The following is a 25,189-nucleotide window of genomic DNA, read 5'->3' as shown; positions in this document are numbered from 1 at the left end:
GTATTGTCGTAATTGGGCGACACCGCTCGATGTCATCTCATGAATCGTATCCAGAAATAAATTTCTTTTTCATGGCCAATCTGTCTGCGACTTGCTAGCGAATCGGTCTCAGAGACGGCGCGCCGCCGTGACCAGCGGGAGATGTGTGAGCTCGGCGAGCTCGCAGCCAAGGTGCGCGCCGGCAGCGGTGGTGAACGATGACGCCTACCCCTCATGACGCTCTGTTCAAGTCCACGTTTGGACAGCCGGAGCACGCGGCTGGGGCGCTGCGCCAGGCGCTGCCTGCCGCCCTGGCGGCCCGCATCGACTTCGCGTCGCTGGCGTTGCAACCTGGCAGCTTCATCGATGAGGCGCTCGCCGCGAGCCATAGCGATCTGCTCTTCACCGCCAGGCTGGAGCGAGCGCCGCTGTTCGTCTACGTGCTCTTCGAGCACCAGAGCACGACGCATCCGCTGATGGCGTTTCGGCTGCTCACATACATGGTGCGGATCTGGCAGGGTTACCTGGAGCGCCACCCGAGGGCCACGCTCCTCCCGGCGATCCTGCCGGTGGTGCTGCATCACAGCGAGGGTGGCTGGAGCGCGGCGGTTTCGTTCCAGGATCTGCTGGACGTGCCACCGGAAACGCTGAGGCTGATGGCCGAGCATGTGCCGCAGTTCCGGTTCGTGCTGGACGACATCAGCCAGGAGACGGACGAGGCGCTGCGCGCGCGGGCGATGACGGCGCTGGGGCGGCTGGTGCTGTGGTGCTTCCGGCATGCGCGCGATCCCGAGGATCTGGTGGAGCGCCTGTCGGCGTGGCGCGACGTGGTCCGGGAGGTGCGTCGGGCGCCTCACGGAGGGGCTGCGCTCGTGCGCGTGTGGCGGTATATCTTGAGCATCGCCGACCCGCGCGAGCCCGACAAGCTGCTGTCGAGGCTGCTCGTGGCGGCGGGACCGGATGCCGAGGAGGAGATCGTGACCATCGCAGATTACCTTCGCGAAGAGGGGCGCCGGGAGGGCCGGCTCGCAGGCGAGCGGGAGGGCCGGCTCGAGGGGCAGCGGAGCACGTTGCTGAAGCTGCTCCGGCTGCGCTTCGGCGAGCTGCCGGAGCCGATCGAGGCGCGCATCCGCGCCGCCGACGCCGCGCAGATCGAAGGCTGGACCGAGCGTGTGCTCACCGCGCCCACGCTCGACGACGCCTTGGCTGAGCGCTGACGCGGCGGTGATCGTCTACCCCCTGCGCCGCCGGCAGAGCAGACCCGCCAGCGCGAGCCCCGCGAGCCAGCCGGCGCTCCCATCCCGGCCTCGCGGGCTGGCCGCGCAGGGGCCGAGCATGCCGCTGCCGGCCGCGTAGAAAGACTCCGGCTCCACGGCGACCTCGGTCGGCGGCGCGCCCGGGGCGTCGCCGTTGCCGTCCGTCGGATCGTCGCTGACCGGCGCGCCGAACGCGCCCGCCGCGGCGATCTTCGCCTGGTTCTTGATGAGGTCCGGCGCGTCCGCGTCGACCGTCACCTCGAAGCGCACCGTCACGCTGCCGTCGACAGGGATGCTCCCGCCCTTCGCGCCGTCCGCCCCATCCCCGAGCCAGAACGTGACGGTCCGCGTCGCGGGATCGTACTGCCCGAGGTCGTCACCAGGCGCGTCCGTCTGGGGACCAGCGTTCGGCCCATCGACGATCGACAGCGAGCCAGGGACGAACGTCACCCCGGCAGGCAGCGCGTCCGTCAGCACCGCGCCCACGGCCTCGTCATTGCCCGTGTTCGTCGCCGTGATGCGGTATTCGACGGTGTCCCCGCGGTAGGTCGGCAGCCCGCCGAGATCCGTGGCCACCTTGCTCGATTTGCTGAAATCAGGCCCATAGTTGGAGATCGACGTCACCCACCCCGCGAGGAAATAGAGCTCGTCCTTGCTCGTGGCGACGAGCGTGGCCCGATCGTCCCCCGGCTTGAGCTTCGCGCTGACATCCACGATGTCGATGTCGACCCCCGACATGCTCTGAGGCGTTCCCGGGATCCTCGGGAGATCGCCCTCCACCGACACCGCCTTTCCGAGCGCCGAACGGGTGCTGTTGAAGAAGTTGTCGGCGGGGTTCAGCTCGTCGCTCAGCGCCTCGGCCAGATCGGGCTTCCCCGGGTTCTTGGGGTTGAAGAACACGCTGTCACCGGTGTTCGAGTTGTCGCCCTCGAACGCGACGATGCCCAGCTTCGCCACGAAGCCGGCGTCGGGCACCTTGAAGCCCGAGAGCTCGACCTGCTGCCACCCCACGTCGGAGACCCGGTCGAGCCCGTCGAACAGCGCGAGGTTGCGCATCGGCGATCTCGGCGCCTCGTAAAACACCACCATCCACCACGCCACGAAGACAACGTCGTCGTCGCTGTCCCTCACGTCGACGACGTCCACGCCGCCCACCCGGTAAGCCCCGGCGCCGCTCTCCTTCACGATCGAGGTGATGTCGGCGACCGACTGGTAGTTGTGCGACTCGTTGGGTTTCCCCTGGTTGATCACCGTCTCGACCGAGTCGATGGCGGTCACGGTGCCGTCGTAGCCGCCCGCGTGGTGGAGCTCCACCTCCAGATCGGCGCCGGCGGTGTTGCGCGCGGCCCAGTACAGGAACGCGTGCGTCACCGTCGCCCCGTCGGGCAGCGTCAGCACCGCGGTCGTGCGCGCCATCTCCGGGGTGATATCGAGGTTCGCCTCCGCCATGCCGTCAGCAGGCGAGTCGGACCTCCAGAAGAGATCGGGCCCCGACTCGACGGTCGACTGGCCGCATGCGCCCATCGTGCCCTCCGTGGGCCTCGGCGTCGCGGAGCGGCACTCCTGCCCGATCGAGCTCCCGATGAGAGCGAAGTCGCCCTGCTGATCGACCTGTATGCGCAGCTTGGGCTCGGCCGTCGCGCTGGCGGTCGTGAGCCCGATCAGCGTGAGGGACGCGAGCCCCGTGATGCTCAACTGCTTTCTCATCGATCCTCTCCGGTCTCATCAGCCTGCGGCTTGTACGCGGCCTTTTTGATGATGTTGAACTGGACTCGCCGGTTCCGCTGCCTCCCGGCTTCCGTCGCGTTGTCGTCGATGGGCTGCTCCCGGCCGTAGCCCTGGGCCGTCAGCCGCGTCGAATCGATGCCGCGGCGGACCAGCGCGGCCATGACGGAGTTGGCGCGGTTCTGCGACAGGATCCTGTTGTGCTCCACCGTGCCCCGGTTGTCGGTGTGACCCTGGATCTCGATGAGCACGATCTCCGGGTGCTCCTTCAGCACCTCGGCGACCTCGTCGAGCAGCGGATCGCTCACCGGCTTGATGGTGGCCTTGTCCGTGTCGAACTGCACCTGCTGGAGGATCACCACGTGCTTCTCGGTCACGCGGACCGCCTTCGGGCAGCCGTTCTTCTCCGGATCCGGATCCGCGAAGCCCTTCTCCCTCGGGCAGGCGTCCACGTCGTCGCGGAACGAGTCGCCGTCGGTGTCGCGCGGGCAGCCGTTCTTCGCCGGATCCTTCGAGCGGACCCCCTTGACGTCGGGGCACGCGTCCTCGGCGTCGGCCACGCCGTCGTCGTCCCGGTCCGGCGGGCAGCCGTTCTTCTTCGGGTCGTCGCTGCGCACGCCGGCGACGGCGGGGCAGGCGTCCTCGGCGTCGACGATGCCGTCGGCGTCGCGGTCCGGCGGCGGCGGGCAGCCGTTCTTCTTCGGGTCGTCGCTGCGCACGCCGGCGACGGCGGGGCAGGCGTCCTCGGCGTCGACGATGCCGTCGGCGTCGCGGTCCGGCGGCGGCGGGCAGCCGTTCTTCTTCGGGTCGCCGCTGCGCACGCCCGGCACGCTCGGGCACGCGTCCTCGAGGTCGCCGATGCCGTCCCTGTCCTGATCGGTCGGCTGCTCCGGCGTGAAGGCGGCCATCGCGACGGCGCGCACGTCCGGCGTCCCGATGCCCGAGGTGATCCCCGGCCCGACGCCGATGCCCGCCTCCATGAAGGGCAGGAATCGATACCTCGCGTCGAGGAGGAGCTCCGCGTTGGTCGAGCGACTGCTGATGTCCTCGAGCACCATCGCGGCGCTGAGCTCCGGCCCCACCTGGAGCCGGCCGTCCATCGCGAGGAACCCGACGCCGCCGCCCAGCGTGAGCATCGTCCCCTGCGCCACGCCGCCGAACGACTGGGAGCGCCGGACCTCGGTGCCCAGCGCGGTCGACCAGACGAGCCGATCCATGCGGCCGCCGGCCGCGACGTACGGCATCGCCCGGACGCTCCCGTCGCTCACGAACGAGTCGTCCGCGCCGGTCGGCAACCAGACGTAGGCGCCGACGGCGAGCTGGAACGGGTCATGGTACGCGCCATGGAGCTGCAGGCGCGCGCCGAGCCGCACGTCGCCGAGCGCCGCGCCGCTCGGCGAGGGGAACTGCTGGCCGCCGCCGCTCGGGCTGTCGCCGGACTGCAGCGCGGTGAGCGGCGCATCGAGGTCGACGCTCAGCTTGTTCCAGAGCGGGAGCGACGCGCCGAGGTGGAACGTGAGCTGATCGCTGACGACCGCGCCGATCTCCGCGCCGTCGCGCTCGCGGCGCAGGACGAGCGGGTTGCTCGCGTAATCGGCGAGCAGCATCACATGCGGTGTGAGGTGCCCTGCCACGAACGGCGACGGCACGCTGAACATGCGGTCCCCGGCCGGCGCCGGCACGAAGCGGCTCAGGGCCATGCCTCCGGGGTTGACCGGCGCGTCCTGCCCGTGCGCGGGCGCGGGAAGGAGAGGGACGACGACGAGGGCGGCCAGCGCGGCGGCAAGCGAACGGAGAGGCCAAAGTCTCATGAGGTGGCACCCTGCATCGGCGGGTTTCGCATGACGATATAAGACGCTGTCGCGGATGAGTATACAGGTCGGCAAGTGCGGAGTCTTGAGCAACGAGCGACGTCGTCCGCATGTTCGTAGGACTTGCGCGTACCTCCCCGGACCATTCCCCGGACCATTCCCCGAGTATTCCGCGCCACCCCCAGCGCATTCCCCGATCCGCTGAACGAACGAGAGGCGATCGCGCGCAGGCGGCGCGCGCTTCATCGCAGCGACGCCGCCGCGAGCGGGCTGTGCCGCGCGGGCGAAGTCGACCTCGTCGAAGAGCGGATATCCCGCGCTGCGCGCCGGACGACTGAACGAGAGGGACCGTCGAGCCGCAGAGAGGGCCGGGAGAGCCGCTGTCGTCGCGGCGGCCCCGGCGCGATGCGGTCCGACTCCAGGGTCGGTCGCTCCAGCCACCCTCGAACGGCCAGCGCGGCGGCGCGACCGCTCCGGCGCCCCGTCGCGCCGGCGCGAGGCGGGCGCTCGGGCCGGCGGCGCGGGATCGCCGGCGGTGCGGCGGCGCGCCGCACACCTCGCCCGGCGCGCCCCTCGTGGCGCCTGCCCGGCGCGCCCCTCGTGGCGCCTGCCCGGCGCGCCCCTCGTGGCGCCTGCCCGGCGCGCAGCGAGCACGCTCGGCGCACGCCGCTCACCGAGCGCATGGCACGCGGGGCGCTCGAACCGCCGCGGCTTTCAAGGGCGAGCCTCGAAGGCCGCGGGCTCCGATCCGGACGGAGGACCTGCTGGACGGGACAGGGGGCGCTCTGGACGCCGAGCGGCTATGGTTGGCGGGACATCGCGATGGGCACCCTCCTCAAGCGCGCGCTCGACCAGGCGGCGGTCTGGCATCGAGCCCAGAAGCGCAAGTATCCGAACGCCGACGTCCCCTACATCAGCCACCTCGCCGGCGTGGCGGTCCTGCTCGCGCGCCACGGCTTCGACGAGGAGGTCGTCGCGGCCGGCGCGCTGCACGACGCCATGGAGGACCAGGGCGTCACGTTCGACGAGCTGAGCCAGCGCTTCGGCGATCGCGTCGCCACGCTCGTCCGCCACGTGACCGAGCAGGACAGGGCGCTGCCCTGGGAAGACCGCAAGCGGCTCTATCTCGAGGCGTTCCCGAAGAAGCCCTGGGACGCGCAGGCGATCACGCTGGCTGACAAGATAGACAACTTCCAGTCGATCATCGTCTGCGCGCGCGAGCACGGCGATCCGTGGTCGATGTTCAAGCGCGGCAGGGACATGCAGATCGCGAGGTTCGAAGAGCTGCGCGCGATGTGCCGCGGCCTGCCGCCGCACCCGCTGCTCGACGAGTACGGGGCCGTGCTCGACGAGCTGCTGTCGACGGGCTGAGCGCCGGATCCGCGGGGGGCTCGGCGACGCGCTCCGGGGCCACGGGCTCGGCGGCGAGCGGAGCTCCGCCCGCGGCCAGGAGATCCTGAAGACCCAGGCCTCGGAGACACCGTGTGTCTCGAACGTGCGCGAGGTGACGGCGACGCGCGCTGGACCCCGGAGAGGCCTTCTCGAGGCTGCGCGAGCGGCGAGAGCAAGCGTGAAGGGTCCAGAGCTCCGGTGAGCCACCCTGCCCCGCTCCGTGCCGGATCGGGTCCACTCGCGCCCTCCGCTCCCTCCGTGTGAGCACGACGAGCACCCCTCCTGCCCGTCCCGGGCGAGCGACAACCACGCTGATCCTGGCCGGCGCTGCGTTCCGGAGCGGCCGGGGCGCGCGCGCCGACAGCCGCTCACCGGCACATGCGATGCACCGGGTGAGGGGAGCTCCTCCAAGGAGGCACCGATGAAGCTTCTATCTCCCCGCCACCATGGATACGTCGATTACGCGGTCGTCGTCCTGCTCGCGCTCGCGCCGCTCGCGCTCCGCCTCGATCCGGTGCCCACGGCGGTCTGCTACGTCGCCGCCGTGGCGCAGCTCGTCGTGACGCTGCTGTCCGATCAGCCGCTCGGCGCCGCCAGGATGATCCCGTTTTCGGTGCACGGCGCGCTGGAGACCTCCCTCGCCGCCGCGCTCCTCGCGTCGCCCTGGCTGTTCGGGTTCTCCGCCGAGCTCCCGGCGCGGACCTTCTTCGTGGTCACCGGGCTCGCCATCGTGCTCGTCGCCCTCGGCACGAGGTACTCGACCGGCGCCGCCTCCCGGCAGGAGCCGTACGACCGCTACGATCGCTGAGCCGCGCGGGCGGCGCTCAGCAGGCGGAGACGGCTGCCTGCGCCTCCCGCATCACCTCGGGCCAGGCCGGATCCGCGCGCGACACGTCCATGGCGATCGCCAGCGGATCCTCGCCGGCCGCGATGGCGAGGCGCGCGGCAGCGGAGCCGGTGAGCAGATCGAAGGCCGGGATCGTGTCGACGTACTCGTACCGCTCGGTGCGGAAGCGGAACTGCTCGGGCTGCTGCCTGCAGGCGAACGCGATGAGCGCGACGTACGTCGCGACCGGGCGGAAGGCGCGCGGATCGGTGACGTGGATCTGGACGCCGCCGCAGATCTTGCCCGCGTGCTTCTGGAAGGTGGGCCGGAAGGTGAGCGGCCGCGCGACGAAGCCCGGCAGCGCCGTGGACGCGAGGCGCGCGGCGAGATCGCGGCCGTCGAGCCAGGGGGCGCCCACGATCTCGAACGGGCGCGTCGTGCCGCGGCCCTCCGACAGGTTCGTCCCCTCCAGCAGGCAGCCGCCCGGGTAGACGAGCGCGGTGTCCGCCGTCGGCATGTTGGGCGACGGCAAGACGAACGGGCGATCCCACCCGGACGCGAGCGCCTCCCGGCGATGACCCTCGACCGCCACGACCTGCAGCCCGCAGGCGACGTCGCCGAGCGGGATGCCCTCGCGCCGCGCGAAGAGCGCGACCAGCTCGCCCACCGTGAGCGAGTGGCGGATGGGCACCGGCTCCAGGCCGACGAACGACAGGAACCCCGGCGCCTGCGTCGCGCCCTCGACGCTCTCCGCCGCGCCCCCGAGGGGGTTCGGCCGGTCGAGCAGCACGACGTGCACGCCCGCCGCGTGGGCCGCCCGCAGCGCGAGGAGCGCCGTCCAGACGAACGTGTAGTACCGCGCGCCGACGTCGGCGAGATCGATGAGGAGCACGTCGATCTGCGCGAGATCCGCCGCGGAAGGCGAGAGATCCTCGAAGCTGTCGCCGTACAGGCTGACGATGCCCGCGCCGGAGCGCGCGTCGACGCTGCTCATCACCGTCGCCATGTCCTGCGCCTCGCCGCCATAGCCGTGCTCCGGGCCGAAGAAGAGGCGCGGGCGCACGCCGAGGCGCTCGAGGACGAAGGCGATGTGGGTCAGCTCGCGATCGACGCTCGCCGGGTGCGCAAGGACCCCCAGGCGAGTCGAACGGAGGCGCTGGAGCTGCGGAAGATCCGGGAGGCGGTCCAGTCCGACGTGCACGTCGCTGTGCTACCAAGGCGAGCGCGGGCCGTCCATGTGTCCGCGGTGGATTCTGTGTGACGCGCGGCGACGGGCGGCGTCACTCCTCGGGGGCGCGCTCCGCCGGCGCGCCGAGGTCCACCGGTGCGGCGTCGTCCGCCGAGCCTCCGTCGGAAGGCCCCGCCGGCCAGGCCTCCTGCCCGTCGTCGCGCAGGTGGATGCGCTCGAGGTAGAGCCCGTCCGGCGGCGCCGTGATCCCTGCGTCGCGCCGGTCCAGCGACGAGAGCGCGCGCGCGATCGCGCCGGGCGCGAGGTGGCCGCGCGCCACGTCCATCAAGGTGCCGACCAGGATGCGCACCATGTTGTGCAGGAACGCGTTCCCCTCGACGTCGATCCGCACGACGCGCGGGTCCGCGGGATCGAGCGACAGCTCGACGCCGTACAGCGTCCGCACGGTGGTCGTCCGCTCGTCCGCGCTCGTCCGGAACGCGGCGAAGTCGTGGGTGCCCTTCGCCGCGAGCGCCTCGGCGCGCGCCCGCTCGATCGCCTCGTCCGTGATGCCCTCGACCCGCCAGGCGCGACGGCTGAGGAACGGGTCGCGGACCAGATCCCGGAGGATCAGGTAGCGGTAGCGCTTGCGGAGGCTCTCGAAGCGCGGCGAGAAGCCGAGGCGCACCACGGCCGCGCGCCGGATCACGATCTCGTCCGGGAGGTGGCGCGCCGTCGCGAGGACCCAGCCGCGCGGCGGCAGCGGCGCCGTCGTGTCGAAGGCGACCCGCTGGTCGCGCGCGTGGACGCCCGCGTCGGTGCGGCTCGCGCCGCGGATCTCGCGGATGCCGGGGTCGATGACGCGCAGCGCGCCGAGCAGCTCTCCCGAGACCGTGCGCTGGTCGCGCTGGCGAGCGAAGCCCGCGAACGGGCGCCCATCGTAGGCGACCGAGAGCAGGATCCCCCGGCTCGAAGCGGCGCTCCTCGCCACGGCGCGATCGACGCGCGCGGCCTAGCCGCCGCTCCCCCCGGCGCCGCCCGCGCCGCCCGAGCCGCCCGCTCCACCCGAGCCGCCGCTTCCCCCGTCGCCGTCCGAGCCGCCGCTTCCCCCATCGCCGTCCGAGCCACCGTCGCCGCCCGTGCTGGCCGAGGAGGTCCGCGACGCATACCCCTTGACGCACTCCAGGTTGACGAGGCCCTCCGCGTTCTTGCAGCACTCCTCCGGGGCCGCCAGCTGGCCATTCACCACGCAGGACGGGAGCTGATAGCAACCGGCCGGATCGTTCTCGATTCCCTGGTCGGCGTTGAGGTTGTTGTCACAGAGCGCCGTGGTTCCTTCATCGACGTGGCACGCGGCGCTCTGCACGGCGAGCGGCGCGAGCGCGAGCGCGAGGAGGAGCAAGCTGGCCATCCGGGGGGGGAGCGTTCGCATCGGCTGCTTCCTATTGCTTGATGGTGAAGTTGATCGGAACGTTCACCACGACGCATCCGCTCTGCGGCGGAGGCAGTGATTTGCCGCGGAAACGTCCCAGGACGCAAGACGCAATCTCGCCCGAGCCCACCGTGTCGTTGAGGATCGAGGCGCTGCACACCGCGCCGTTGGAGGCGACCTGCACGCTCACCGTCAGCTTGCCGGAGACCTCCGAGGTGCGCAGCGCGCGGTTATAACAACCCTGCGCCGAGCGAGCGAGCCCCAGGACGGCGGAGTCGAGCTCGGGCGAGGTCGCGCCGTCGCCGCACTTGCCGGAGCAAGGCGACTTGCCGGTGGTGGCCGGGCCCTGCCCCGACGCGACCTTGCCGGCGTCCACGCCGGCGTCCTCGACCTCCTCGACGGGCGGCGGCGGCGGGGGCGCGAACAGCGGCGGAGGCTCCGCGGGCTTCGTCTCGGCGGGGACAGCGACGGTCGGCGCGGCAGGCGGCGCGGCCGGCTCCGGGCGGAGCTTCCAGTAGAGCAGGCCCGCCATGAGCGCAGCAAGGACGACCATTCCTGCGATGTAAGGCCCAGGGCCGCCGGATTTTCCCGGGATCTGCTGGGACGACGGAGGCATCGATGCGGACACGTTGAGAAGTCCTCCCGGAGAGACGCGCGAGGTCCGGCCGCGTCGGCGGGACCGTCGTGCGCCGGAGCCGAGACGCGGGCGCGTCCGGCGGGGGCGAGTCTACAAGGGCGGGCAGGGAAGCGCGCCAGGAAACTGGATGCGCCCCGGATGAACACGACAGCGCCGCGCGGTGGGCTGCTCGCGCGTGGCTGGCGCGCGCAGGCGGCTCAGTGCGCGTGGCTGGCGCGCGCAGGCGGCTCAGCGCGTGTAGAACGACACCGCGGTGTCACCGTAGGCGCGGCTCGCGGCGCAGGTGAGCCCGGCGATCTCCGGGGAGGGATCGCGGCGCGCGTGCTCGAGGACGAGGCGCCCCTCCGGGGCGAGCAAGCCGAGCGGGCCGGCGAGGCGCGCGGCCGCGGCGGCGGCCTTGGCCAAGACGGCGTAGGGCGGATCGAGCAAAGCGAGGTCGAAGGGGCCCTCGTCGCGGAGCAGCTCGAGCGCGCGCTCGACGGGGAGCGGGACGACCCGCGCCGCCTCGTCGAGGCCGAGCGCGGCGAGGTTCTCGCGGAGCACGGAGAGCGCGGGGCGGCCGCTCTCGACGAAGACCGCGCGCCGCGCGCCGCGCGAGAGCGCCTCGATGCCGAGCGCGCCGGTGCCGGCGTACAGGTCGCAGACGAGCGCGCCGGTGACGTCGCCGAGCGAGGAGAAGAGCGCCTCGCGCACGCGGTCGGCCGTCGGCCGCGTGCCCTCGCCGCGCGGCGCGGCGAGCCTCCGGCCGCCGAGCCGGCCGGCGATCACCCGCACGGTCGTCCCCCCGTCATCGCGGGCAGCGAGGCAGCGCTCACCAGCGGTACGTCAGGTCGACGCCGCCGCCGCCGAGGCCGACGCTGGGCTGCACGCTCCAGCCGGCGCGCTCCGCGGTCTGGCCGTCGCTCGTCACGAGCAGGTACGCGCCGACGCCCGCGGACGCCACCGCCAGCGGGTAGAAGACGTACTGGAGCGCCATGAACGTGTCGGCCCTCTCGCAGAGCTCGATGCCCTTGCGGGCCGTCTTCGCGTCGGCGGTGAAGTCGTCCTGGATGGCCCTGCGGTTCTCGAGCGCGCAGACGTCCTCGACGTTCTCCGTGAACAGCCCTCGATAGGCCACGTACCGCGCGTCGCTCTGGATGCTCGCGACCTGGACGGAGCTGATGACGGCGACGGAGCCGAACACCGCCCCCGCGCCGAGGCCGATGAACCCGCCCATGCGCTTCCAGTTGGTCCGCGTCGATTCGGCTGGCATCTGGCTGAGCGCGACGTCCGTCGTGGCGACGGGCAGGACGACGACCGACGCCTGGGAGTCGAGGAAGCCGGCTGACTTCACGCGCACGTCGTGCGGCCCGGCGGCGACCGTGAAGGTCGCCTCGCCGTTGTGCACGTTGCCGGCGGGCTTTCCGTCGATGAAGACGCTCGCCTGCGCGGCGCCCGTCCTCACGCGGAGAGCCCCGCTCGGCGGCCCGCCGGTCAGCTTCGCGATCGCCTCCGCGGCGATCTTGCGGAGCGGCTCGTCGTTGGCCTCGGTGAGGTTCGCGCTGTACTTCACCGGCACGCTCGATTCGGGCTTGCCGCGGGTCCAGAGGTGCAGCTCGCCCTCGACCTCGGTGTCGCTCTTGCGGAGCATGCCCCAGATGTAGCGGTCGCTCTTGATCTGATCGGCGATGCGGGCCTGGCAGCCCGCGTCCGGACGATCGTCGCACTGGAGGGAGAGCGTCAGGACCTCGAGCGAGAAATCCTCCTCGCGGACCGACCACCCCGGGGCCTCCTTGATGGCGGAGCGGAGCGCCTGGGTCAGCGCGCCGGCCTGGTCGTAGGCGTCGTCTGTCCGGAGGACGACGACGGTGATCGGTAGGGCGGTGGGCGACGGCTCCGCCGCAAGGGCGGCGTTGCTGCAGGCGAGGAGGGCCACCACGGCAGCGAGACCGGTCCTCTGGGCGCGCGTCATCATGTGGTCCTGGGCTCCACGCGCCCAAGTTACCCGCCCGGCGGCCAGGAAGGCAATCCGTGAGCCGGCGAGGCGGCGCGGCGGCGCGATCGCGGTGACGGCGAGGCGAGGCGGCGCGATCGCGGTGACGGCGCGGCGAGGCGGCGGCGAGCGCGACGACGAGCCGGCGAGCCCACGCTGCGCGGGCGGCGTTTTTCGTTTCGCCCACGATTGCGCCGTGTCAGAGCGTCGTAGGCGCGGGCGCCGCGCGCTCCTCTGCCTGGTCCATGAAGGTCCCCCGACACATCTTCCGCGAGTACGACATCCGCGGCGCCGCCGAGCGCGACCTCACGAGCGAGCTGGCGCGCGAGCTCGGCGCCGCGTTCGCCCTGCGCCTCGGCCGCGAGCTCGCCGCGGGGGCGCCTCCTCGCCGGGCTCGGCCGGAGGTGGCGGTCTGCCGGGACGGCCGCCTCTCGAGCGACCGGCTGTTCTCCGCCCTCACGGACGGCCTGCTCGCGGGCGGCGCCGACGTCATCTCGGCGGGGGTCGGGCCGACGCCGCTGCTCTACTTCGCGGCGCACCACCTCCACGCCGACGGCGCGATCATGATCACGGCGAGCCACAACCCGGCGCCGGACAACGGGTTCAAGCTCATGCGCGGCAAGGCCTCGTTCTTCGGCGCGGACATCCAGGCGCTCGCCGACCTCATCGAGCAGGGGGGCGCCGACGGCCGGAGCGCCGCGGCGGGGCGGGGCGCGCTCACCGAGGTCGATCTCGCGGAGGACTACATCGCGGCGGTGCGCGCCGCGGCCCGCCTGTCCGGCACCGACGTCCGCTTCGTGATCGACGCCGGCAACGGCGCGGCCGGCCCGCTCGGCGTCCGGACGCTCGAGGCGCTCGGCTTCGCGCCGGACGCGCTCTTCTGCGACATCGACGGCCTCTTCCCGAACCACCACCCGGACCCGACCGTGCCCGAGAACCTCGAGGCGCTCCGCGCCCGCGTGCTCGCGACCGGCGCCGCGCTCGGCGTCGCGTGGGACGGCGACGGCGATCGGATCGGCGTTGTCGACGAGCGCGGCGAGGTGCTCTGGGGGGACAAGCTGCTGCTCCTTTTCGCGCGCTCGCTCCTCGCGGAGCGCCCCGGCTCGGCCGTGCTCGGGGAGGTGAAGTGCTCCGAGACGCTCTACGCCGACATCGCCGCGCGCGGCGGGCGCCCCATCCTCTGGAAGACGGGCCACTCGCTCATCAAGACCAAGATGAAAGAGGAGGGCGCCCTGCTCGCCGGCGAGATGAGCGGGCACATGTTCTTCGCCGATCGGTGGTTCGGGTTCGACGACGCGATCTACGCGACGGTCCGCCTGCTCGAGATCGTCGCCCGGGCGCGGCGGCCCCTCGGCGAGCTGCTCGCCGACGTGCCGGAGACCTTCGCCACCCCCGAGATCCGCGTCGACTGCCCCGACGCCGTGAAGTTCGCGGTCGTCCGCCGCGTGACCGAGCACTTCCGCCGCGCCCGTCCGGTCGTGGACATCGACGGCGCGCGCATCGACTTCGGCGGCGGGGCCTGGGGCCTCTGCCGCGCCTCCAACACCGGCCCGATCCTGGTGCTGCGGTTCGAGGGGCGGTCCGTCGCGGACCGCGACGCGGCCCGCGCCGAGGTCGAGGCCGTCGTCACCGCCGCCGTCCGCGACGCCGTCGGCGCCGCCCCGCTCCCGTGACCATGTCCGAAGGCGAGCAGCAGAGCGAGGCCTGGACGATCCGGCGCGTGATCACCTGGGCCACGGGCGACCTGAAGAAGCGCGGCGCGTCCTCGGCGCGCCTCGACGCCGAGCTCCTGCTCGGCAAGGTGCTGGGCATCGATCGCGTCGGGCTGCTCATCGACGCCGAGCGGCCGCTCGACCGGGCCGAGCTCGCCGCCTACCGCGAGCTGCACCAGCGCCGCCGCGCCGGAGAGCCGGTCGCCTATCTCCTCGGTGTGCGGGAGTTCTACGGCCGCCCGTTCCGCGTCGATCCGCGCGTGCTCATCCCCCGCCCCGACACCGAGATTCTCGTCGAGGTCGCCCTCGCCCGGACGAGGCACCTCGCCCTCTCCGCGCGCGTGCTCGACCTGTGCACCGGGTCCGGCTGCGTCGCGATCAGCCTCGCGTGCGAGCGGCCGACCAGCCGCGTCCTCGGCGTCGACATCTCGGACGGCGCGCTCGCCGTCGCCCGCGAGAACGCGCTCCGCCTCGGCGCGGTCAACGCGGGGTTCCTGCGCTCGGATCTCTTCGCCGGCGTGCCGTCCGGCCTTCGCTACGACCTGATCACCGCGAACCCACCGTACATTCCGGACGAGGACGTCGCCGCGCTGCAGATCGACATCCGCGGCTACGAGCCCCACCTCGCGCTCGCGGGGGGCCCGGACGGCCTCGTCTTCACGCGCCGGATCGTCGCGGGCGCGCCGGCCTTGCTCGCCGCCGGCGGAGTGCTGGCCATGGAGGTCGAGGCCGGCAAGGCGGGCGCGGTGGCAGAGCTCTTCACCGCGGCGGGGTTCGGCGGCGTCTCGAGGCACCTCGACTACGGCGGGCACGAGCGCGTGGTCTCCGGCGTCCTGCCCTGATCGCCCGCCGCCCGGTGGGCGGGCGGCGCGCGCCTCCGCGGGGGCCGCGCAGCGCCCGTGCCTCCGCGAGGATGGGGCTGGCGCGCCGTATGCACAGCGACGCACGGCGAGGGTGGCGTGGCGCAGTCGGTGGCGGGGGCTCGGTGGTGACCCGCGCGCCGCTGCCTGCGCCGCCCCCGAGCGCGTTCACGCCGCGAGGCGAAGAGGTGTCCCATGAGGCAGGTGGATCCCAGGCCGGAGAGCTCGACGGCAGATCTCGTGAAGGAGGCGATCACCGAGGCCAGGGAGCTGATGCAGGTCGAGGTCGCGCTGGCGCGCGACGAGATGAACGAGGAGATCTCGCGGGCGAAGGCGTCGTGTGTCGCTCTCGGCGCCGCGGCGGCCGCGGCGCTCCTCGGGGTCGCGCTGGTGCTCGTCGCGATCGCGCTGGCGATCGCGCCGGAGTCGCTGCCGGCGCTGCTGATCGGGCTCGCGTTCATTGCGCTGGCGATCGTGGTGGGCGTGGTCGGCTACAAGCGCGTGCCGAGGAGGCCGCTCGAGAGGACCCGGGGCCGCCTCGGGGCGGACGTCCGGCTGGTCCGGGAGCTCGTATGAAGGGGCTGAACGGTCAACGCGCGGACTTCGAGCGCAGGGCGGACGAGCTGCGCGACCGGCTGATGCACACGATCGAGGCGCTCGATCGGCGGCGCCACGCGCTCGTCGACGTGCGCTCCCGGGTGCGCCGGCACGGCCCCGAGGTGCTCGCCGGCGGGCTCCTGCTCGCGATCGCGGGCGGCGCGGCGGCGATCGCGCTGATCAGACAGGCGCGCGCGCGTGACGAGCGGCCGGGCGCCGAGCACCTCCGCGCGCTCGTGCGCTTCTGGCGTCACCCGGAGCGGGTGGCGCCGCGCGGCAAGCCGAGCGTGTCCCGCGAGATCGGCCGGAGGATCCTGGTGGGCATGGCGTCGTACGTGGCGATGCAGCTCATCCGGCGCGGCGTCCGGCTCACGCTGGCGCTCCCGGAGGGGGACGCGCAGGCGCGGCGGAGCCCGCTCGCGCTCGGCGCCGCGGCGTCGAGGACCAGGCCGCCGTCCGGTCAGGGCCCGGTGTAGAGGGCGGTGCGCCACCCCAGGTAGAACCCTGGCTGGCGGACGGACGTGCTCCACGTGTAGTCGGCGTAGAGCCACGGGCCCATCGCGACCTTCCAGAGCCGGATCCCCTCGTAGAACACGCCGCCTCCGATGCGGGCCGGCAGGGCGCCGTCGATGACCTCGGCGCCGTCGGCGTCGGCGGTCGTGTACGCGACGCCCGTGCCGGCGTCGAAGGTGACGCCGACGTCCCTCCACCGATCCGCGAGCGAGAAGAGCGGGAAGACCTCGGTGTGGAGCATGAACCCGCCTGTGAGGGAGGTGTGGTCCGCCGCGCTCAGGCCGTGTCCGCCGAAGGCCGCGCCGAACGTGAGCCAGTCCGCGAGCGCGCCGCCGATCCAGACGTAGCCTCCGCCGCCGACCCCGACGCCGGTCTCGGTGTAATGACGCTGGAATCCGATCTTCTGGACGTCGTTCGGGAAGCCGGCGGCGCTCCCGAGCGCCAGGCCTCCGGCGATGCCCGCGGCGAGCCCGCCGCGGCGCACGGCTGATCTGGGCGCGAACAGCGGGTCGGCGGCGGGCGTCTCTCCGGACGCCGCCGGCTGCGCCGCGGCGGCCGCGGGGAGCAGGCTCAGGCCAAGGAGCGCCGGCAGCGCGAACGCGCGTGGGCGTCGGAGGTGGGGACACGTCGCCATGGGCTCCCTTTCCTATACGATGACGCGGGGCTCGGCATCGCAATCCGCCGCTCGCCGCGGACCGGCGCGGGCCGGATGGCGCGCCGTCGCACGGGAGGATCGCCCGTGTTCGTGCCGCGTCCTCGCCGCGGTGAGCGCGGCCCCCTCCGCGTTCGCGCTATGATCCCGCCGTGACGCACGAAGCTTCCCTGGAGCGGGCGCCGGCGGGCGGGATCGTCCTCCGGTGGCTCGTCGGGCTGCGCTGGGCGGTGTTCGCGCTGCTCGCGGCGACCCTGGCCGTCGACGAGGCGCTGTTCGGCTATCATGTCCGGTACGCCATCGCCGTGCCCATCCTGGCGCTGGCCGCCGGGCTCAACCTCGCCCTCGACCGGCGGGTGCGCTCGGAGCGGGGCGCGCAGACGGCCCTCGTCGCCGGCGTCGTGGCGCTCGATCTCGTCGCGATCGCCGGGGTCCTCGCCGCGTCGGGCGGCGCGGGCAACCCGTTCAGCGCCCTCTTCTTCGTGCACGTCGCCCTCGCCGCCGCGCTCCTGCCGCCACGGACGACCTTCGCGCTCGCGGCGCTCGCGGCCTGCCTCTTCGCCGCGCTCTTCGCGCTCCCCGCCGGCGCGTGTTGCCCGAGCCACCCGGAGCACGGCGCGTTCTCCACCCACCTCTACGGGATGCTCCTCGCCTTCGTGCTGAGCGCGGCGCTCGTCGCCCACGTCCTCCTGAAGATCCGCCGCGCGCTCGACGAGAGCGCGGCCGAGAACGCGGCGCTGCGCCGGCGCGCGGAGGAGGCGTCCCGCTTCCAGGCGCTCGGCGCGCTCGCGGCCGGCACCGCCCACGAGCTCGGCACCCCGCTCGGCACGATCGCGGTGCTGGCCGGGGAGAGCCTCTGCGACCCCGGATCGAGCGACGCCGCGCGGCGCCGCGCCCGGACGATCGCGGAGCAGGTCGAGCGCTGCCGCGTGGTGATCGCGCGCATGCGGGCCGACGTCCGGGCGAGCGACCTGCGCGCCGGGGTCGAGGTCGGCGAGGCGGCCCGGCGGGGCGTGCAGGCCTGGCAGGCGGCGCACCCCGGCGTCGCGGTCGAGGTGCGCGGCGATCTCGCGCCGCGCCGCACGGTGCCGCTCGACGCGGCCGACGTCGAGGCGGCCCTGTTCGCGCTGCTCGACAACGCGCTCGAGGCGCTCGGGCCGAGCCCCGCGGCCGCGGAGCCGATCGTGGTCACCGTCGGGGACGAGGGCGGCGCGCCGGTGATCAGCGTCGAGGACAGCGGCGCGGGCGTCGCGCCGGGCCTGGAAGGGCGGCTCGGCGAGCCGTTCGTGACCACCAAGGCGCCCGGCGAGGGCATGGGCCTCGGGCTCTACCTCGTGCGGACGCTCATCGAGCAGGTCGGCGGCTGCCTCACGGTGTCGCCGAGGCAGGGGTCTGGCGAGCGCGGCGCGCGCGGCACGCGCGTCGCCCTGCGCCTCGCGCCGGTGGACTCATGAGCTCCGAGGCCGCCGGCGAGCCGACGCTGCTCATCGTCGACGACGACGCGACCTTCCGGACCGCGCTCGGGCAGGCGCTCGCCAAGAGCGGGTTCGCGGTGTCCCTCGCCGAAAGCGCCGAGGAGGCCGCGGCGATGGCGCGAGGGCACGTGTTCGAGTACGCGCTCGTGGACGTCCGGATGCCAGGGCAGAGCGGGATCGACCTCGTGGGGACGCTGCGGAGCATGGATGACGGCATCCGTATCGTGGTGTTCACCGGATACGGCACCATCGCGAACGCGGTGGCGGCGATCCGCGCCGGGGCGGTCGATTACCTGACCAAGCCGGTGGACGCCGCCCAGTGCGCGCGGTCGCTGCTCGGCGTCGCCCCGGCCGCGCGCGGCGATGGCGACGAGGACCTGCCGTCGCTCGATCGGGTGGAGTGGGAGTACCTCCAGCGCGTGCTCGCGGACTGCGAGGGGAACATCTCGGAGGCGGCGCGCAAGCTCAGGATGCACCGACGCTCGCTCCAGCGGAAGCTCTCGCGCCTGCCGCCGAGATCGTGAGGGCGGGGCGGGGAGGATCGACGAGAGGCGGTTCCGCTCGGCCGAGCGGGCCCTATGGAGAGGCCATGCCCTACAAACCGATCGAGTCCTACGGCGTCATCGGCGACATGCACTCCGTCGCGCTGGTCGGGATGGATGGATCCATCGACTGGTGCTGCCTCCCCCATTTCGACTCCCCGAGCGTGTTCGCGGCCATCCTGGACGACGAGCGCGGCGGCCGCTTCGCGCTCTCGGCGGCGAACGGCACGTCGCGCAACAAGCAGATGTACATGCCCGACACGAACGTCCTGCTCACGCGTTTCCTCGACGTGGACGGCGTCGGCGAGGTCTGCGATCTCATGCCCATCCACCGGGACACGTACGGCGCCTACCGCCGCGGGATGCACCAGATCGTCCGCGTCGCGCGGGCCGTCCGCGGCGCCGTGCGCTTCCGGCTCGCCTGCCGCCCCGCGATCGACTTCGCCCGCCGCCCCCACCGCCTGATCCTCGACGACCCGCGCGGCGCCGTCTTCGACTCCGATGGAGTCGACCTGGCGCTCATCAGCCCGGTCCCCCTGTCGAGCGACGGCGCCGGCGGCGTCACCGCCGACTTCGTGCTCCAGCCCGGCGAGTCGGCCACGTTCTCGCTGCGCCAGGTCGAGGACTGGACGGCCAGCGCCGATCTGCTCGCCACGCCGATCGACGGCGAGGACGCCCTCCGGCGCACGGTCGCCTTCTGGCGGTCGTGGCTCGCCCGCTCGCGCTACAAGGGGCGCTGGCGCGAGATGGTCGACCGATCGGCGCTCGTCCTCAAGCTGCTCACGTTCGAGCCGACCGGCGCGATCGTCGCCGCGGCGACGAGCAGCCTGCCCGAGGAGATCGGCGGGATCCGCAACTGGGATTATCGCTACGTCTGGGTGCGCGACGCCGCGTTCACGCTCTACGGCTTCCTCCGGCTCGGTTACACCGAGGAGGCCGCGCGCTTCATGGAATGGCTGAGCGCCCGCGTCTCCGAGGAGGACGGCCCCACCGGGCCGCTGCAGCTCATGTACGGCATCGACGGGCGCCACGAGCTGCCCGAGGTCGCGCTCACCCACCTCGACGGCTACCGCGGGTCGCGGCCGGTCCGCGTCGGCAACGGGGCGACGACCCAGCTCCAGCTCGACATCTACGGCGAGCTCATCGACTCGGTATATCTCTTCGACAAATACGGATCTCCCATCTCTTATGAGTTCTGGCGCGAGCTCCGGCGCATGGCAACCTGGGTGTGCCAGAGCTGGGAGCAGGCGGACGAGAGCATCTGGGAGGTGCGCGGCGGCAAGCAGCAGTTCGTCTACTCGAAGCTCCAGTGCTGGGTCGCGCTCGACCGGACGCTGCGGCTCAGCGACAAGCGCTCTCTGCCGCTCGACCGGCAGCGCGTCGCGTGCGCGCGCGACGACATCTACGAGGCGATCATGGCGCGCGGCTGGGACGCGCAGCGGAGGACGTTCGTGCAGGCCTTCGGCGGGGCCGCGCTCGACGCGAGCAACCTGCTCATGCCGCTCATGCGCTTCATCTCCCCCACCGATCCGCGCATGCTCGGCACGCTCGACCGCACGCTCGAGGAGCTCGCGAGCGACACGCTCGTCCACCGCTACGAGCTCGGCAAGGGCGCGGGCGACGGCCTGACCGGCAAGGAGGGCACGTTCAGCATCTGCACCTTCTGGCTCGTCGAGGCCCTGGCGCGCGCTGGCCGCCTCGACGACGCGCGCTTCATCTTCGAGAAGATGCTCACGTACGCCAACCACCTCGGGCTCTACTCCGAGCAGATCGGGCCGAGCGGAGAGCTGCTCGGCAACTTCCCCCAGGCGTTCACCCACCTCGGCCTGGTCAGCGCGGCGTTCTACCTGGATCGCGCGCTCGGTCAGGGCGGCTGAAGGTCGGATCTGGGTCCTCGCGCGCTCTCCGCCGGCGAGCGGCGGGGCCTGGCGTATGCGCGAGCGGTGGAGGGGAGCGGGCGGCTACCGGCAGCTCGGGATATCCAACCCCGGGCGGCCGGCGCGCGCGAGCCTCGTCAAAGGAGGGGCTGGCGCGGCGCCGAGGGATCCTGCGACGTGGAGCCCCTGGCGCCGGCCAGCGTGACGGGGATCAGATCACCAGAAGCCGCCGAAGCCGCCGCAGCCGCCGAAGCCGCCGAAGCCGCCGAACGGCACGATGGCCGTCGTGCAGTTCGTGAACGACGACACGATGGCGCCGCCGCCGAAGCCGCAGCCGAGGCCGCCGAAGCCGCCCCAGCCGAAGCCGCCCCAGCCGCCGAAGCCGCCGAAGCCGCCGAAGCAGCGCTCGCCGTCACGCTGCCCGGTCTCCTGCCCGACCACGCCCACCTGCCCCAGGCCGGCCTGGCCGATCTGCGCCTGTCCCGCCTGGCCGATCTGCGCCTGTCCCGCCTGGCCGATCTGCGCCTGCGAGAGGTCGGACGCCTGGCCGAGCTGCGCCGGGCCTTGATGCGTGTATCCGCCCTTGGTCGGGTAGCCGCCCTTGGTCGGGAGGCCCTTGGTCGGAAACTCACCCTTGCTGGGAAGCAGCCCGCCCTTGCCGGGGAGCATCGGAACGCCCTTCGAGGGCAGACCCTTGCTGGGGGGCAGACCGAGCTTGCTGGGCCCCATCTGGCCGATCTGAGCCTGAGCCTGGGACTGGGTCGCGTACCCACCGCGCTCGTCCGCCTCCAGCGCGCTGTTCGCGGAGTCGACGCTCTCGTCATCCATATCGAAGTCGTCGTCCGCGCCGACCGCGCACCCGGCACCGAGCGCCAGCATCATCGCGAAACCCATCGTCTTGTGCATCGAGATCATTGGTCCTCCCCGGTGTTCCTGATGAGCCTTGCGGCCCCCGAACACCTTGGTGCACCCAAGAGCAGGCTGTGTGCCTCGCTCTTCTGTGCAGAGGCTGCCGCTTCGCACAGCATGGATTCGCGGGATGGCGCCCGCGAATCAGGCGCTCCTCGCATCTGCGCTCCCCTGGGATTTCTCCGCGATTCAATCGCGATGGATCCGGGCGAGCGCGGCGCTCGCTGGAGCGGCGTCGCGATGACGATGGATAGGATAGAAGGCGCCCCGCCGCGCGCCGCGGGGCCGCGCGGGAAGAAGGAAGACGCGAGCGCGGCCCCGCGGCGCGGATCGCGCGCTCCCGCGCGATGGCCGTGGCGAGCGGGGGTGTCTTCAAGACAGGGTGAACCTCCCTCCGGATCCAGAAAAGAGCGGGCTCACGACGCGTCGACATCACGGGACGCAAACGGACGTGATCGAACCCAAACGGACGTGATCGGACGTGATCGGACGCAGGCGGATGGGATCGGACACAACCGGACGCGATCGGGCGAATTCGATGGCGCCGTCCAGGCGAGACATGCGCCCTGCGCCCTGCCTGCTCAGCGCCTCGCGTTCCGACACGTTTGTGCATCCCTCTGCCCGTGAGAGCGGAATTATCGCTTCTGGCCGGAATTGTCCGCTGGGGCGCGACGCGACGCGGCGAGCGGGCGACGGGACCGCCCGCGTCGCAACAAGCCACTCCCGCTGCGCCGCTTTCCTGCTCCGGCGGCGGACGGAGTCGAATCGGCTGTTATTCCCACTTGCGCAGGACGTTCTGTAAATGGTCCAGTGGAGGATGTCGGTGACGGGGAGGGAGCATCTGATTGTGTAGTTTGCCCCACGGCTCTCGGCGACCCGGTGGTGGGTTGTCTCATGTCGTCCAGGACGCTGGCTCCCCAGCGTGCTCGGCGTTGGCCGAACGGCGGTGGTGGAGCGCCGGATCGAGCTGCCCTGGCCAAGGTTTGCAGGATCGGCGCGCGTCGGTCGCGGCGCCGTAACAGAGCAGAAACATGGTCCAGCGTCGCATCGCGGCCGTCGCCGCCTATCTGCCGGAGCGCGTCGTCACGAACCAGGAGCTCATCACCAGCTACGGTCTCCCTCACGCTGCGGACTGGCTGCACGAGGCGACGGGGGTCGCGGAGCGTCGCTTCGCCGGCCCGACGGAGACCACGCTTTCCATGGCCGCGGCGGTGCTGCGGGAGCTCATCGAGGCGGGGCGGCTCCGCGAGCCCTTCGTCGATGTCCTCATCATGACGGGCGACGACGGCGGGGACGGCGGCGGGGCGGCCTTCGCCGCGTGCATGGCCGGCCTCGTGCCCGCGCTGACGATCGATCTCACGCCCGCTCAGGGCGGTTTTGCCGCGGCCGTCGAGCTGGCGAATCGGCACCTCGACAGGGGGTGTCGGCGCGTGCTCATCGTGGCGAGCGACGTGCGCTCGCGGCGCCTGCGCGAGGGGCAGCCGTGGGGCAACCACCAGATCACGGAGATCCTGGGAGACGGCGCCACGGGCGTGCTGCTCGAGCGGATCGACGGCCTCGGGGCCGAGGTCCCCCCGCGCTGCGCCGAGCCGCCCTCGTCGTCGCGCGGCTCCCAGCCTTTCCTCTCCGCGGCTCACGCGAACCGCGGATAGACCTCCTCCTCGAAGAGCGCCTTCACCTGGTCGCCGGGGGCCTCTGCCACGAACTCCTCGTAATCCTCCCGCACCGGCACCCTGTATCCACCCCTCCACGGCGCGACCGAGTTGAGCCACGCCGTGTGGAGGGTCAGCCCCGGCCGGAACGTCGGGTGTCCCAGCTTGCAGAGCGGCCCTCGCGCCAGGTTCGTCGCGTCGAAGATCCAGACCTCCGCGCGGCACGGCGTCGCGACGATCGCCACGACGTACCCGTCCGTGTCGGCCCCGCTGCCGCCGCGCCGCGGGACGAACTGCAGCGAGCTGAGCCAGGACCCCACGGCGCGCCGCGGGAACTCGTAGCGATCCTCGATCCGCATCGCGCGGTGGTTGAACCGGAACAGGCTGTCCGGGTGGCCGCCCTCCGCGCGCATCCGGCGGAGCGCCGGGAGGGGGAGCGACCTGTGCGGGTGCGCCGCATAGAGCCTGTCGATGAACTCGGTCGACAGCTCATCCCATATCCCGCCGCCGCGCCAGTAGACGTTCACGAGGCGATCGGGCGGCATCCACGACGCGCCCGTCTCCCGGTACGCATAGAGGCCGACGCCGAGCGCCCGCGCGGGATCGGCGAACACCGCCTGGTCCACGACGCGCTCGGCCGCCGCGTCGAGGGTATACCGGCCGATCCGGTTCACGTCCGCCTGCCCGAGCGGGAACAGGCCGCGCAGGCGCGGCGGCGCCGGCGTCTTGTCGGCGGCGTGCCGATCGCAGGGCCGGAGCCATTCCCCATGATCGGTCGCGCAGTTGTGCGCCGCGTGCACGGTGATGCGGTCCCCCGCGTCCTCGTAATCGACGAGGAAATGGAGAGTCTCCAGCGGGACGGCGACCCGCTTCACCACGACAGGCCCGCCGCCCGGCCGCAGCGCGTCCCTCCGGACCAGGTAGAACGTCGTGCTCGGCTCGTGGGGCATCGTGAGGAGCGACCGGACGAGGCGCTCGACCCCGGGGCTCTCCTTGGAGCCCCGGAACGCCACGCTCTCCAGGCCGATCCTGAACGCCGTGTCCGCGAGCACGACCCAGCGCCGCGTCAGGCCGATCTGGTGCACGCTCTGCTCGATGCGCACCGGCGCGCCGCTCGGCAGGACCAGCGCGTGCCGCTCGGGCTCGTTGTGGCCGTCCCACCGCAAGAGATGCACGAAGTCGCCCGCCGGCTCGTCGAGCGCCACGCCGCCGAAGCGCGCCGCCTGCCGCGCGAGGAGGTCGCCCGGCCCAGGCGGCGCGCTCGGGCGGAGGCGCGCTGGCAGGAGCTCGAGCGCCCGCTTGGCGAACGCCTCGATCCGGTCCGCCCTCGGGCGGACGAGCTGCTGCTCGATCATCGACGCGGCCGCCGCGGCGAGCCGATCCCACGAGCGCGGGAGCGCGCCGAGCTCGTCGAGCCGCGGCAGCGACGCGACGAACAGGTGGAGGAGCGAGCGGCCGTAGTTGACGGTGAGGAGCTCGCCCCGCTCCGCGTCGAAGCATGGGTGCGCGCTCGAGAGCGTCATCGGAAAGGGGTGATCGACGGGCGCGGCCGGGTACCACGTGCTGTTGCGCCCGACCGGCGTGACGAGCTCCAGCGTGGCCGGGTCGATCTCGTAGGGCCTGCCCGTGTCGCTCGTGACGAGCAGGCGCGCCGGCGCGCGCGGCGCGTGCATGGGCACGAACGCGGTGTTGAGGTGGTTCCGCAGGCCGAGGTGCGGTGAGAAGCGGAGCAGCCCTGCGTCGCGGAAGCCCAGCGCCTCGAAGCGCGTGCCGGGGCGCGAGGCGGCGTCCGCGTGATAACAGGGCGTGCGCGCGATCTTCGAGGTCAGCCGGACCGCCCCGCCGCGGCCGAAGTCGAGCCGGTAGATCATCCCATTGCCATTGAGGATCGGCGCGCCGTCCGCTCTGGGCAGGTCGCCGTCCACCGAGCCGACGGGCCCGATCGCGAACACGTGGCCCGTGAGGTCCCTCGGCACGCCGCCCGAGTGGGATGACTCCAGGACCACGAGCTCGACCTTCGTCAGCTCTTCCGTGCTCGCTGCCATCAATGCATCGGGGACGCGCTGGCGCATGACGACCTCGGTCACACCAAGCTACGCCAATCCGCGCGCCGCGTGGGCGCCGCGCAGCGCCGCGCGCCTCCGAACTCACTCCCCTCCCCGTGACTCCCGCCTGGGACGGACGCGCGCTGGCGCCCTCGCA

The 25,189-nt window shown here is 72.7% G+C and carries 22 protein-coding genes; 11 read left to right on the top strand and 11 right to left on the bottom strand.

The genetic code is table 11. The features are described 5' to 3' along the window. Positions 1-197: 197 nt before the first annotated feature. The gene (locus WMF34_RS41005) at positions 198-1,196 is read left to right on the top strand and encodes an Rpn family recombination-promoting nuclease/putative transposase (protein WP_437991191.1); all 999 of its coding nucleotides are present in this window, start codon (positions 198-200) and stop codon (positions 1,194-1,196) included. Positions 1,197-1,211: 15 nt separating this feature from the next. Here the strand turns inward: WMF34_RS41005 and WMF34_RS41000 are convergent, their stop codons facing one another. Both WMF34_RS41000 and WMF34_RS40995 read right to left on the bottom strand, forming a co-directional pair. Next, positions 1,212-2,942, bottom strand: a complete 1,731-nt coding sequence (locus WMF34_RS41000) for a DUF3344 domain-containing protein (RefSeq protein ID WP_012240676.1) — start codon at positions 2,940-2,942, stop codon at positions 1,212-1,214. Continuing rightward, positions 2,939-4,771 carry an OmpA family protein gene (locus WMF34_RS40995; RefSeq protein ID WP_437991190.1) on the bottom strand — a complete coding sequence of 611 codons (1,833 nt, stop codon included), beginning with the start codon at positions 4,769-4,771 and terminating at the stop codon, positions 2,939-2,941. The genes WMF34_RS41000 and WMF34_RS40995 overlap by 4 nt, the downstream gene beginning before the upstream one ends. Before the next feature lie 822 nt (positions 4,772-5,593). Here WMF34_RS40995 and WMF34_RS40990 point away from each other — a divergent pair. Continuing rightward, positions 5,594-6,142 carry an HD domain-containing protein gene (locus tag WMF34_RS40990; protein WP_012240674.1) on the top strand — a complete coding sequence of 183 codons (549 nt, stop codon included), beginning with the start codon at positions 5,594-5,596 and terminating at the stop codon, positions 6,140-6,142. A 442-nt stretch (positions 6,143-6,584) separates the two neighbouring features. Beyond that, the gene (locus WMF34_RS40985; RefSeq protein WP_012240673.1) at positions 6,585-6,971 is read left to right on the top strand and encodes an SPW repeat protein; all 387 of its coding nucleotides are present in this window, start codon (positions 6,585-6,587) and stop codon (positions 6,969-6,971) included. A gap of 16 nt (positions 6,972-6,987) precedes the next feature. Here WMF34_RS40985 and WMF34_RS40980 read toward each other — a convergent pair whose 3' ends face one another. From WMF34_RS40980 to WMF34_RS40955, 6 genes are all read right to left on the bottom strand, one after another. Then, entirely contained in the window at positions 6,988-8,190 is a 1,203-nt protein-coding gene (locus WMF34_RS40980) for an exo-beta-N-acetylmuramidase NamZ family protein (RefSeq protein WP_012240672.1), read from the bottom strand. A gap of 79 nt (positions 8,191-8,269) precedes the next feature. Further along, on the bottom strand, positions 8,270-9,148 hold the full coding sequence (gene truA / locus WMF34_RS40975) for a tRNA pseudouridine(38-40) synthase TruA (RefSeq protein ID WP_231864515.1): 879 nt from the start codon (positions 9,146-9,148) through the stop codon (positions 8,270-8,272). Positions 9,149-9,169: 21 nt separating this feature from the next. Continuing rightward, complete coding sequence (locus WMF34_RS40970; protein WP_012240670.1) at positions 9,170-9,589, bottom strand: hypothetical protein; 420 nt, start codon at positions 9,587-9,589, stop codon at positions 9,170-9,172. Positions 9,590-9,599: 10 nt separating this feature from the next. Continuing rightward, on the bottom strand, positions 9,600-10,142 hold the full coding sequence (locus WMF34_RS40965; protein ID WP_157907267.1) for an AgmX/PglI C-terminal domain-containing protein: 543 nt from the start codon (positions 10,140-10,142) through the stop codon (positions 9,600-9,602). Between the two features lie 312 nt (positions 10,143-10,454). Next, on the bottom strand, positions 10,455-11,000 hold the full coding sequence (gene rsmD / locus WMF34_RS40960; RefSeq protein ID WP_437991189.1) for a 16S rRNA (guanine(966)-N(2))-methyltransferase RsmD: 546 nt from the start codon (positions 10,998-11,000) through the stop codon (positions 10,455-10,457). A 37-nt stretch (positions 11,001-11,037) separates the two neighbouring features. After that, a complete protein-coding gene (locus tag WMF34_RS40955; protein WP_012240667.1) occupies positions 11,038-12,180 on the bottom strand; it encodes a PEGA domain-containing protein in 1,143 nt (380 codons plus the stop codon). Positions 12,181-12,443: 263 nt separating this feature from the next. Between WMF34_RS40955 and WMF34_RS40950 the strand changes: the two genes are divergently transcribed. From WMF34_RS40950 to WMF34_RS40935, 4 genes are all read left to right on the top strand, one after another. After that, on the top strand, positions 12,444-13,871 hold the full coding sequence (locus WMF34_RS40950; RefSeq protein ID WP_437991188.1) for a phosphomannomutase/phosphoglucomutase: 1,428 nt from the start codon (positions 12,444-12,446) through the stop codon (positions 13,869-13,871). A 2-nt stretch (positions 13,872-13,873) separates the two neighbouring features. Further along, on the top strand, positions 13,874-14,752 hold the full coding sequence (prmC, locus tag WMF34_RS40945; RefSeq protein ID WP_231864513.1) for a peptide chain release factor N(5)-glutamine methyltransferase: 879 nt from the start codon (positions 13,874-13,876) through the stop codon (positions 14,750-14,752). Between the two features lie 213 nt (positions 14,753-14,965). Beyond that, positions 14,966-15,346, top strand: coding sequence for a phage holin family protein (locus tag WMF34_RS40940; protein ID WP_437991187.1), 381 nt, complete (start codon positions 14,966-14,968; stop codon positions 15,344-15,346). After that, the gene (locus WMF34_RS40935; RefSeq protein ID WP_437991186.1) at positions 15,343-15,843 is read left to right on the top strand and encodes a hypothetical protein; all 501 of its coding nucleotides are present in this window, start codon (positions 15,343-15,345) and stop codon (positions 15,841-15,843) included. Before WMF34_RS40940 ends, WMF34_RS40935 begins: the two co-directional genes overlap by 4 nt. Here WMF34_RS40935 and WMF34_RS40930 read toward each other — a convergent pair. Next, positions 15,828-16,514 carry a hypothetical protein gene (locus WMF34_RS40930; RefSeq protein WP_437991185.1) on the bottom strand — a complete coding sequence of 229 codons (687 nt, stop codon included), beginning with the start codon at positions 16,512-16,514 and terminating at the stop codon, positions 15,828-15,830. The genes WMF34_RS40935 and WMF34_RS40930 overlap by 16 nt on opposite strands. A 170-nt stretch (positions 16,515-16,684) precedes the next feature. On the opposite strand from WMF34_RS40930, the gene WMF34_RS40925 reads away from it, so the two are divergent. The 3 genes from WMF34_RS40925 to WMF34_RS40915 all read left to right on the top strand — a co-directional run bounded on the left by WMF34_RS40925 (position 16,685) and on the right by WMF34_RS40915 (position 20,426). Then, positions 16,685-17,986 (top strand): sensor histidine kinase, encoded by a 1,302-nt coding sequence (locus WMF34_RS40925; RefSeq protein ID WP_437991184.1) that lies wholly within the window; start codon positions 16,685-16,687, stop codon positions 17,984-17,986. Next, positions 17,983-18,531: a response regulator transcription factor gene (locus WMF34_RS40920; protein WP_012240660.1), complete on the top strand. Its 549-nt coding sequence runs from the start codon at positions 17,983-17,985 to the stop codon at positions 18,529-18,531. The genes WMF34_RS40925 and WMF34_RS40920 overlap by 4 nt, the downstream gene beginning before the upstream one ends. 65 nt (positions 18,532-18,596) lie before the next feature. Beyond that, entirely contained in the window at positions 18,597-20,426 is a 1,830-nt protein-coding gene (locus WMF34_RS40915) for a glycoside hydrolase family 15 protein (protein ID WP_044967034.1), read from the top strand. Positions 20,427-20,642: 216 nt separating this feature from the next. Here WMF34_RS40915 and WMF34_RS40910 read toward each other — a convergent pair whose 3' ends face one another. After that, a complete protein-coding gene (locus tag WMF34_RS40910; protein ID WP_437991183.1) occupies positions 20,643-21,332 on the bottom strand; it encodes a hypothetical protein in 690 nt (229 codons plus the stop codon). Positions 21,333-22,366: 1,034 nt separating this feature from the next. On the opposite strand from WMF34_RS40910, the gene WMF34_RS40905 reads away from it, so the two are divergent. After that, the gene (locus WMF34_RS40905; RefSeq protein WP_437991182.1) at positions 22,367-22,987 is read left to right on the top strand and encodes a hypothetical protein; all 621 of its coding nucleotides are present in this window, start codon (positions 22,367-22,369) and stop codon (positions 22,985-22,987) included. On the opposite strand, the gene WMF34_RS40900 is transcribed toward WMF34_RS40905, so the two are convergent. After that, positions 22,969-25,032: a carotenoid oxygenase family protein gene (locus WMF34_RS40900; RefSeq protein ID WP_157908034.1), complete on the bottom strand. Its 2,064-nt coding sequence runs from the start codon at positions 25,030-25,032 to the stop codon at positions 22,969-22,971. The genes WMF34_RS40905 and WMF34_RS40900 overlap by 19 nt on opposite strands. Between the last annotated feature and the right edge of the window lie 157 nt (positions 25,033-25,189).

Source organism: Sorangium sp. So ce145, from assembly GCF_051525985.1.
GTDB lineage: Bacteria > Myxococcota_A > Polyangia > Polyangiales > Polyangiaceae > Sorangium > Sorangium cellulosum_B.
The sequence above is the reverse complement of the archived record's forward strand: the minus strand, read 5'-3'. Positions and strand labels throughout refer to the sequence as shown.